This is a genomic window from Paraburkholderia sp., from assembly GCF_034668105.1.
GTDB lineage: Bacteria > Pseudomonadota > Gammaproteobacteria > Burkholderiales > Burkholderiaceae > Paraburkholderia.
Window position 1 is genome coordinate 1 of sequence record NZ_JAXDPY010000263.1, and the last position, 8,113, is coordinate 8,113.

At 62.9% G+C, this 8,113-nt stretch carries 8 protein-coding genes and 1 pseudogene; 5 read left to right on the top strand and 4 right to left on the bottom strand.

Annotated elements, in window-relative coordinates; translation table 11 throughout:
- The first annotated feature begins 247 nt into the window (after positions 1-247).
- A complete protein-coding gene (locus tag QOC89_RS12285; protein WP_179737977.1) occupies positions 248-550 on the top strand; it encodes an ArsR/SmtB family transcription factor in 303 nt (100 codons plus the stop codon).
- Between the two features lie 103 nt (positions 551-653).
- Complete coding sequence (locus QOC89_RS12290) at positions 654-1,715, top strand: alkene reductase (RefSeq protein ID WP_323045259.1); 1,062 nt, start codon at positions 654-656, stop codon at positions 1,713-1,715.
- 187 nt (positions 1,716-1,902) lie between these two features.
- Here the strand turns inward: QOC89_RS12290 and QOC89_RS12295 are convergent, their stop codons facing one another.
- Positions 1,903-2,430: a GNAT family N-acetyltransferase gene (locus QOC89_RS12295; protein WP_323045260.1), complete on the bottom strand. Its 528-nt coding sequence runs from the start codon at positions 2,428-2,430 to the stop codon at positions 1,903-1,905.
- A gap of 138 nt (positions 2,431-2,568) precedes the next feature.
- On the opposite strand from QOC89_RS12295, the gene QOC89_RS12300 reads away from it, so the two are divergent.
- The 3 genes from QOC89_RS12300 (at position 2,569) to QOC89_RS12310 (ending at position 4,117) form a co-directional block, all read left to right on the top strand.
- On the top strand, positions 2,569-3,216 hold the full coding sequence (locus tag QOC89_RS12300) for a VTT domain-containing protein (RefSeq protein WP_323045261.1): 648 nt from the start codon (positions 2,569-2,571) through the stop codon (positions 3,214-3,216).
- 85 nt (positions 3,217-3,301) lie between these two features.
- Positions 3,302-3,481, top strand: a complete 180-nt coding sequence (locus QOC89_RS12305) for a hypothetical protein (RefSeq protein ID WP_323045262.1) — start codon at positions 3,302-3,304, stop codon at positions 3,479-3,481.
- 141 nt (positions 3,482-3,622) lie between these two features.
- Positions 3,623-4,117, top strand: a complete 495-nt coding sequence (locus QOC89_RS12310; protein ID WP_323045263.1) for a hypothetical protein — start codon at positions 3,623-3,625, stop codon at positions 4,115-4,117.
- Between the two features lie 169 nt (positions 4,118-4,286).
- Here QOC89_RS12310 and QOC89_RS12315 read toward each other — a convergent pair whose 3' ends face one another.
- The 3 genes and pseudogenes from QOC89_RS12315 to QOC89_RS12325 all read right to left on the bottom strand — a co-directional run.
- Positions 4,287-5,672, bottom strand: a complete 1,386-nt coding sequence (locus QOC89_RS12315; RefSeq protein ID WP_323045264.1) for an MFS transporter — start codon at positions 5,670-5,672, stop codon at positions 4,287-4,289.
- 141 nt (positions 5,673-5,813) lie between these two features.
- On the bottom strand, positions 5,814-7,466 hold the full coding sequence (locus QOC89_RS12320) for an AMP-binding protein (protein ID WP_416340392.1): 1,653 nt from the start codon (positions 7,464-7,466) through the stop codon (positions 5,814-5,816).
- Between the two features lie 2 nt (positions 7,467-7,468).
- Positions 7,469-8,113: pseudogene (locus QOC89_RS12325) on the bottom strand (sulfoacetaldehyde dehydrogenase); the annotation flags it as partial.

Below are 8,113 nucleotides of genomic sequence, written 5' to 3' on the forward strand. Positions count from 1 at the left end.
GCCCACAACACGCCCTCGACAATCCGAAAGCAAACTGAAATATCTTGTCGGTACCGCGCCAACAGAAAGGACAGGCTTTTTGGGCGTCGACACCTGCCGACCCCACCGTCAGTAGTGCCATCACACATATCGTTAAATTACGATATATGATTCGTCTTGTAGCGATGCAGGTGGGTGCCCTGCCCGGCCGTTACCCGGTGGCAAGCGTGCCTGTTGTTTTGAGTTGAAGCCCCGAAAACCGATCCACATGACGCTCGATATCGACGCGATTCACAAAGCGCTTGCCAACCCTGTGCGCAGGGAGATTCTCGGCTGGTTGCGCGAGCCGTACGCGCATTTCTCCGACCAGGATCTGCCGCTCGATCACGGCGTGTGTGCCGGCAAGATCGACGCGCGCTGCGGCCTGTCGCAGTCCACCGTGTCGGCGCACCTCGCCGCCTTGCAGCGCGCCGGGCTCGTCACGTCGAAGCGGGTCGGTCAATGGGTGTTTTTCAAACGCAACGAGGCCGTCATTCAGGCCTTTCTCGAGCACATGAATACCGGGCTCTGAGCGCGTCATCCGCATCGCCGCGTTCTTTCGCTTATTTCGTTTATTTTATTGCGCAGTTTTTTAAAGGCTCGGGCCACGCGCCCGCTACCTGAGGTGAACTCATATGCCGACTCTTTTTGATCCGCTCCAGATTGGCGACATCACGTTGTCGAACCGCATCATCATGGCGCCGCTCACGCGTCAACGCGCCGAGGAAATCCGCGTGCCGAACGCGCTGATGGCCAAGTACTACGCCGAACGCGCCACCGCGGGCCTGATCATCAGCGAAGCCACTTCGGTCACGCCGCAAGGCGTCGGTTACGCCGACACGCCGGGCATCTGGTCGCAAGAACAGGTTGAAGGCTGGAAGCTCGTCACGAACGCCGTGCACGCAGCCGGCGGCAAGATCTTCCTGCAACTGTGGCACGTCGGCCGTATTTCGGACCCGCTGTTCCTGAACGGCGAACTGCCGGTCGCGCCGAGCGCCATCGCGGCACAAGGCCACGTGAGCCTGGTGCGTCCGGAGCGCCCGTACGTGACACCGCGTGCACTGGAACTCGATGAAATCGCCGGTGTGGTCGACGCATTCCGCAAAGGCGCCGAAAACGCAAAGGCAGCAGGTTTTGACGGCGTGGAAGTGCACGGCGCGAACGGTTATCTGCTCGACCAGTTCCTGCAGGACAGCACCAACACGCGTACCGACGCTTACGGCGGCCCGATCGAAAACCGCGCCCGCCTGCTGCTCGAAATCACCGACGCATGTATCGACGTCTGGGGCGCGAACCGTGTCGGCGTTCACCTCGCACCGCGCCGCGACGCGCACGCCATGGGCGATTCGGATCCGGCGGGTACGTTTGGTTATGTGGCGCGCGAACTCGGCAAGCGCAAGATCGCGTTCATCGCCGCTCGCGAAGCGCTCGGCGACGACCGCCTCGGCCCGCAACTGAAGAAAGCATTCGGCGGCCCGTACATCGCGAACGAAAAATTCACCAGGGAAACCGCGCAGCAAGTACTGGACGCGGGTGAAGCGGACGCGGTGGCGTGGGGTCAGCTGTTCATCGCGAATCCGGATCTGGTGCGCCGCTTCGAGACGAATGCGCCGTTGAACAAGCCGAATCCGGCCACGTACTATGCACGCGGCGAAGTGGGTTACGTGGACTATCCCACGCTGGAAACGGTGGAATAAGCAGGTGAAGTCAGCTTCTCGGGTTTAAGCCGCTGCGTTAAAGCGGCTGGTGAATCGTAGTACGCGGCGGGTGGGACCGGAACGATGTCCGTCACGTTCGCCGCGTTTTTTCATGCGTTGGCCGTTACGTAGGGCGCGCACTGCCCGCGCTACGAGCGATCGAGGCGATCACGTCTCGCGTCTGCCCTCATGCCAGATCACGCCGCATGAACACGCGCCTGGATTCGTCGAGCCCTCGCGCGATATGCGCATGGCGCCGGGCAATCAGCGCGGCATCGAGATCGGCCTCGTCGATATCGTGAAAGCCGAGCCGCCGATAGTACGGCGCGTTCCACGGCACCTCGCGAAACGTCGACAAGACAAGTTGCATGACCTGTTGCGCACGCGCGCGTTGCGCCACCTGCTCGATCAGTGCCGCGCCGATACGTTGCCCGGCATGCGACGTGAGTACATCGAGCTCCTGCACATAAAAACGCGCGGGCTGCGGCTCGAACATCACGAACCCCACGCAGGCCCCATCGGCATCCACGGCGACGACAATCTCCCGCGCGTCGATCTTGCGCTTGACGAGTTCCAGCTCCATCGGAGGCGCGTCGGCGATACCGGTCATGCCGACGCTGACAAAGCGCTGGCCGGCCTCGAATTCGATTGCACGGATAGCGATAGCATCGTGCGGCGCGGCAACGCGGAACGTGAATCTGGAAGCATGTTGCATAGGCGTTTCGTCGCGTTCTATTCAAGCGCGAATTTTGGAAGACACACCGCGATGTTGACATCAACGCGACGAAATAAACAAGTGCCCGCGCCACCACGGGACTAAACTCCCGAACATCGCAATCCCTTTCGAACCAAGATGGATCTCATGCATGTGCTGCAGGTCGCCCTGCACTTCGACCAGCACCTGAGCGGCCTGATCGTGCAATACGGCACCGCCGTCTACGCGATGCTGTTTCTCGTCGTGTTCGTGGAAATCGGCTTTCTGCCGCTATTCTTTTTGCCTGGCGATCCACTGATCTTCATCTGCGGCGGTCTTGCCGGGACCGGCGCGCTGAACGTCTGGCTCGTGATCCCGGTGCTGTTCGCCGCGACCGTGGCGGGCAGCATCGTCGACTATGCAATCGGCCGCGCGATCGGCGAAAAAGTCTACACGGCCAACTATCGCTGGCTCGACAAGCAGGCGCTGCGTAAAGCACATGCGTTTTACGAAGCACGCGGCGGCCTGACCTTTCTGCTGTCGCCGTTCATTGCCGTCGTGCGCACTTTCGCGCCGTTCGTCGCCGGCGTTTCGCGCATGACGTTCGCGCGTTTCGTGTCGTTCGTCACGGCCGGGGCGGCGCTGTGGATCGTGTCGCTGGTGGCGGCCGGCTATCTGTTCGGCAACGTGCCGCTGGTGCGCGATCATATGAGTTCGATTGTGCTGCTGGGTGTCGCGCTCGGTGTCGGATCGCTGCTGGTGAGCGCCGTGTGGCGCTTCGCCAGCCGGAGGTGGCGGGCTCACTGAAAGGGGGTTGCGTACGCACTGAACCGAAGCCTGCGCGCTCCGTAAACCATCCGTCGCGCGCACACCGCATTTCGTGGAGATCGTTATGTCGCTATCTGCTTTGCTCGTCTTCGCGCTGGCGCTGACCGTCGCCGCCGGCACGCCCGGCCCCAGCATTGCCGCGCTGGTCGCGCGTGCTGCCGTCAGGCTGTGTTTCGATCAGGCGTCCGGGATCGCCGGAATGCCGCATGGCAAATTTGTCATGTCCTTGACCGTTTCGTGTTAACTACTGCCAGATATCCTCGATGCGGTCTCCGCAATTACTTCACGACACGGATAGATCCATAGACCGACCAGCGTCGTGTTTCCCCGCATGAGCCTGAGTTTCTTCAAACAGTGGTTAAAAGCCCCTGCAACTGTAGGTGCAGTGGCGCCTTCATCGCGCGGTCTTGCCGACGCCATGGCGGACGGTGTCGAGTCGTTCGAGGCAATCGTCGAGGTGGGCGCCGGCACCGGCGTCGTGACGGAATCTCTCGTGCGCCGGCACCCATCAGCGCGGCTGATCGTATTCGAGCTCGGAGATCAATTGGCCACCGAACTGAGAGAGCGGTTTCCTCACGCGCAAGTGGTCGGCGGTGCGTTTCATAAGAACGTTGCGGTCCTGCAAGACTTGCCGGCGAAGACGATCATTGTCTCCGGACTGCCGTTCCGTTCGCTTTCGTCGGGTGTCGTCGAACCGACTGTTGCGGCCTTCGCCCAGCTCCTTTACGCCGACCGGGCTCGACGTCTTGTGCAGTTCACGTATCAACCGCGTGTCCCGTTCGTCGCCCCTATAGGCTTGTGTTGGCACCGCATCAAAACAGTGTGGTTGAATGCGCCGCCAGCGAACGTCTGGCATCTCAGCAGCAAGACAAACTGGTGAGGTAGCGCTACGCGTGCCATATAACCCGTTATAGGCAGTGCAGCTGTTGAGGACGTATGGGCGCGCGGCTGCCTCGGTGAGAGGAGTGACGGCGCAGACGCAATTCACCCGGACGGAATTATCGACTCCATCAGCGGTGCCCGCGCTCAATTCACCCAGCAACCGCCACCTATCTCCGCCAGCGCAGCGGACGGCGCAGGTGGTGCCGCTCCAGCCGCACCGCGGCACCCGCCTGGAGAAACGCGGGGATGCCGTCGTCCAGTTGCCGGCCTTCGAGCCGTTCGCGCTCCTCGTCGGCTTCGACCGTGCGGTTCGGATCGATGAACAGCGCGCCGACGATCCCCACCGCCAGCAGACCGGCGGAAATCGTGAACGGCACGTTGTAGCTGCCCGTGGTTTCGATCAGATAGCCGAACACCACCGGCGAGATCATGCCGGCCACGCCGAAGCCCGTATTCATCATGCCGCCCGCCGTGCCCGCATAACGCCCGCCGATGTCGAGCGGCAAGGTCCACAACACAGGATTGGTGATCTCGAGAAAGAAGAACGACGCCGACAGGAACACCACCGCCATCAGCGGATTGGTTGCGGACACCATCGGCAGCAGGAATACGAGCGAGCCGCCCATGCCCACCACCAGCACCGCGCAGCGCGCAAAACGCAGCCGGCCGGTGCGCTTGTAGAGCCGGTCCGAGACGACGCCGCCGAGGGTATCGCCGATCACGCCCGCGAGCAGCGGCAGCGCCGTGAACAGCGCCAGTTGCTTGAGATCGAAGCCGCGCGCCTCCTTCAGATAAGAAGGCAGCCAGGTCAGATAGACCCACAGCAGCCAGCCATAACAGAAGTCGACGAACGTAACGAGCCACATCCGCCGGACCAGTTTGCGCCACGGCGTGGCCGCACGCTTGGCGCGTTCGCAGTCGCCGGCGCGATAGCCGATCTCAGCGGTTTCCTCGGGCGTCACGCGGCGGTTCTGCTCCGGCGAGTTCGTAAACACGCAGAGGTACAGCGCCGTCCACGCAAGACTCGCCACGCCAAGCAGAATGAACGCGTCGCGCCAGCCGCCCGCCACCACCACCGCCAGCACAAGCGGTGGTGTGACCGCCCCGCCGAGCCGGGCGAAGCTGTGGGTGATGCCTTGCGCGAAACCGCGCTCGGCCACCGGCATCCAGTAAGTAAAGGCACGCGTCGCGGTCGGGAAGGCGCCGCCCTCGCCGATGCCCAACGCGAACCGCAGCAGGACGAGCATGGCCACGCTGCCCGCGAAACCGGTGGCGAGCGTCGCCGCGCCCCAGATCAGCGACAACACCGTCAACACCAGCTTCGGCCCGTACTTGTCCGACAGCCAGCCGCCGAGGACCTGCATGAATGCATATGGATAAGCAAAGGCCGAGAACACGAGGCCGAGCTGAACAGTTGTCAGCCCCATTTCATGCCGGATGATCGGACCCGCCACAGCGATATTCACTCGATCGATGTACGAGATGAAATACATCAGGCACATGACCGCCAGGATGATATGGCGCGTCTTCACACGCCGCTTGTGCGTTTTCATGCTGTCTCCGTGTCTTTTATGTGACGCCGATGGCGTCTGTGGTCGTTCAGTCCGTACGTCAGTACTGCGGCGCAATTACGAGCGCGGCGCGCCTTCCTCCTGCGCCTGCCACGCGATCCGCGCACGCCGACGGGCATGCCGTCAAGTGGGCACGAGCTTGAGGCGCTGCACCTTCCCCGAAGGTCCGCGAGGCAATTCCGTGACGAAGCGGAATTCCTTCGGCGTCTTGTAGCGGCCCAGTTCGCGCAGGCAGTACGCACGCAGATCCGCGATGTCGAGCGCGCCTTGCCCCTCTCCAGTCCGTGGCACGATGAAGGCGACAATCTCCTGCCCGTAGGCGCTATCCGGCACACCCACCACCGCGGCATCCAGTACTCCGGGGTGTTTGAGCAACGCTTCATCGATCTCGCGCGGCGCAATGTTTTCGCCGCCCTTGATGATCAATTCCTTCGCGCGGCCATTGATGTAGAAATAACCGTCGCTGTCGCGATAGCCGAGGTCGCCGGTGCGCAGCCAGCCATCGGCGGTGAAGGCCGCATGGGTTTCCTCCGCGCGCTTGTAATAGCCGCGCATGACCTGCTCGCCGCGCAGCACCAGTTCGCCGCACTCGTCGGCCGCGCATTCACGGCCGTCACGGTCGATCACCTTCGCTTCACCGCCTGAGGGCAAGCCAATGCTGCCGATTCTTCGTCGCTCCGGATCGTATGGATTGCTGAACACCGGCGCGGCGGTTTCGGTCATGCCCATCGTTTCGATGATGCCGACCCCGAAGCGCGCCTCGAACGCGCGATGGTGATCGGCAGGCAGCGCCGCCGACGCACTGCGGCAGAACCTCAGCGCCGACAGGTCGAACGAGCACGGTTCGTCGTTGTTGAGCAGATAGGCGACGATCGTCGGCACCACGTTGATCCATGTGCAACCGTGGCGCGCGACATCGCGCCAGTAGGTGCGGGCGGCAAACCGCGGTGTCATGACCACCGATCCGCCATGAAAGAGCGGCGCAAGCAGCGTCACGACGAGACCATTGATGTGGTAAAGCGGCAAGGCGGCAAAGACACGGTCGCCGCTGCCGAGGCGGTGCTCGTGCGAGATGTTGCGCGCATTGGCCAGCAGGTTTCGATGATCCAGCAGGACGCCCTTCGGGGCGCCGGTGGTGCCGGACGTATACATCAGCAGCGCCACATCGCTTGCGTCGGGCTCCGCGCTCGACGACACCTTGGAATCCCAAGCGGGTAAAGAAGGCGACTGGAGCGTGTCATTCACAGACACCCGATGCGTGGCAACGTCCCCTGCCGTCTCCACCAACGCGGTTTCGACGCAAGCCGGCAGACGCGCGACGGCAGCATCGGGCTCGGTGCGAATCAGCGCAATGGGGCGCGTGATGCCTTGCTCACGCAGCTCCGCGATCGCGCTCGCCATCGCCGCATGCGTATCGCCGGAAACAAACACCATGCGCGTGTCCGAATGCTCGACGATGTAGCGCAGCTGCGACGGCTGGCACAACAGATTGAGCGGATTGGCGACGAGCCCGCTGTACATCGCCGCGAGCAGCAGCCTCGCCGTATGAATGCCGTTGCCCATGAAAACCGAAACGACATCGCCGGCTTGCAAACCTGCTTCGTGAAAGACCGTCTCGAGCGCGCGGCAGTCGTCACGCAGCGCCGCAAAGGTCAACACGCCGGCCTGTGCGGCAGCGTCGCCGTCATCCGCGCTGTCAGATGCTGTCAGCAGGAACGGCTTGTCGGGATACTGCGCGGCGCGCGCGTCGATCAGCGCGCGGATGGAGTGAGGCATTTTCATTTGCCATACCTCGCGAAGAAATCCCCGAGTACGTCATCCAGTTCGGGGACGCGCTCCTCGATCGGATAAGCCACGCGCGTGATGTTCAGGTAATGGTGAAAGTTGAGATTGCTCGAGAAATTGTTGCGGCCCCAGGTTCCACATCCCATCGACAGCGAAAAGGGCAAGCCGTTATCGAAGTTGCCGCCGGTCGCGAGGCAATGCGCCTGATTCACGATCACGCGCGCCACCGGCAGCGTTGAACCGAGCTGCACCGCCGCCTCGGGGTCGGAGGAATGCAGGCCGACCGAGTGCCCGGCGCCCATGTAGGCGTAGATGCCGCGCACGATATCGGCGGCGGCTGTGAAGCTGTCCGCGCGATAAACCGTCAGCACCGGTGCGAGCTTTTCGCCCGAGAACGGGTAGTCAGCGCCGAAGCCGCTTTCCTCCACCATCAGAAAGGCGGGTCCGCGCGCGGCAATGTCGTTGAGTCCTGCCGCCCGTGCAATCGACGCCGCCGAGCGCGCGGTGCAGTGCGCCGAGAGCTTGCCGTTCGACCATAGGGCCGCCTGCAATTGCGCCTTCTGCGCGGCGTCGAGCATCACGCCACCGCAAGCGCCCAGTTCGGCCAGCATGTCCGCATATACCGCGCTTTCGATGAC